We start from the raw sequence: 1,654 nt of genomic DNA, 5'->3' as shown, positions 1-1,654 counted from the left end.
TTCGCGTCGAATGCCGGCCGTTCGGAGCGGATGCGGGGGATGCGGTCGAAGTTGCGCAGTGGCGGCGGGCAGGTGGTCGCCCATTCGAGGGCGTTGCCGTGGCCCCATGGGTCGTTGAGCTCGGTGACCCGGCCGGCCTTGTAGGAGATCCATACGTTGTAGATGAACGGCAGTGTGGCGGCGCCGAGGACGAATGAGCCGATTGTGGAGATCGTGTTGAGGGTGGTGAAGCCGTCGGTTGCCAGGTAGTCGGCGTACCGGCGGGGCATGCCCTGGGTGCCGAGCCAGTGCTGGACGAGGAAGGTGAGGTGGAAGCCGACGAACGTGAGCCAGAAGTGGACCCTTCCGAGGCGTTCGTCGAGCATCCGGCCGGTCATTTTCGGGAACCAGAAGTAGATGCCGGAGTAGACGGCGAAGACGATCGTGCCGAACAGCACGTAGTGGAAGTGGGCTACCACGAAGTAGGTGTCGGTGACGTGGAAGTCGATCGGCGGTGAGGCCAGCAGTACCCCGGACAACCCACCCAGCAGGAAGGTGACGAGGAAGCCGACGGCGAACAGCATCGGCGTCTCGAACGTCAGCTGCCCGCGCCACATCGTGCCGGTCCAGTTGAAGAACTTCATGCCGGTCGGGATGGCGATCAGGTAGCTGAGGAAGCTGAAGAACGGCAGCAGCACCTGGCCCGTGCCGAACATGTGGTGCGCCCACACGCTCATCGACAGCGCGCCGATCGCGATGGTGGCGCCGACCATGCCCTTGTACCCGAAGACGGGCTTGCGGCTGAAGACCGGGATGACCTCGGTGATGATGCCGAAGAACGGCAGCGCGACGATGTACACCTCGGGGTGGCCGAAGAACCAGAACAGGTGCTGCCACAGCAGTGCCCCGCCGGTGTCTGCGTCGTAGACGTGCGCGCCGAGTCTCCGGTCGGCGAGCAGTGTCAGCAGGGCTGCGGCGAGCAGCGGGAAGACCATGATGACCATGGCGGCGGTGATGAGGATGTTCCAGGTGAAGATGGGCATCCGGAACATGGTCATGCCCGGCGCCCGCAGGGTGAGGATGGTGGTGATCATGTTGACCGCGCCGAGGATCGTGCCGAGGCCGGAGAGCACCAGGCCCACGATCCACAGGTCGGCGCCGACCCCGGGGGTGTTGATGACGCTGTTGAGCGGGGCGTAGGCGAACCAGCCGAAGTCGGCCGCGCCGTTGGGGGTGACGAACCCGGCGATGACGAGGCTGCCGCCGAGGAGGAAGAGCCAGTAGGCGAGGGCGTTCAGCCGGGGGAACGCGACGTCCGGCGCCCCGATCTGCAGCGGCACGATGTAGTTGGCGAAGGCGAACACGATCGGCGTCGCGAACAGCAGCAGCATGACGGTGCCGTGGATGGTGAACAGCTGGTTGTACTGCTCGGCGGACAGGAACTGCAGGCCGGGCCGGGCCAGTTCGGCGCGCATCAGCAGCGCCATCACACCCCCGGCGAGGAAGAACGCGAACGATGTGACCAGGTACATGAGGCCGATCTGTTTCGCGTCCGTGGTGCGCAGCAGCCGCCCGAACGCGGAGCCTCTGACCGTCGGCCGGACCTGTCGTAGGCGACTGGGCACCGGCACCGGCTGGGGCTTTATCGCGGTCACGCCGACTCCAAGATCGAGGA

Annotated in this window: 1 protein-coding gene; it reads right to left on the bottom strand. The window is 65.8% G+C overall.

Annotation, left to right across the window (positions count from 1 at the left end; genetic code table 11):
- A partial coding sequence (gene ctaD, locus ABZS58_RS51240) for a cytochrome c oxidase subunit I (RefSeq protein ID WP_354792118.1) occupies nucleotides 1-1,634 on the bottom strand: 1,634 nt, incomplete at its 3' end.
- Between the last annotated feature and the right edge of the window lie 20 nt (nucleotides 1,635-1,654).

It is taken from the genome of Dactylosporangium sp. NPDC005555 (genome assembly GCF_040605635.1).
Taxonomy (GTDB): domain Bacteria; phylum Actinomycetota; class Actinomycetes; order Mycobacteriales; family Micromonosporaceae; genus Dactylosporangium.
Note: the sequence above shows the minus strand (reverse complement) of the source record. Positions and strands in the feature narration are given on the sequence as shown.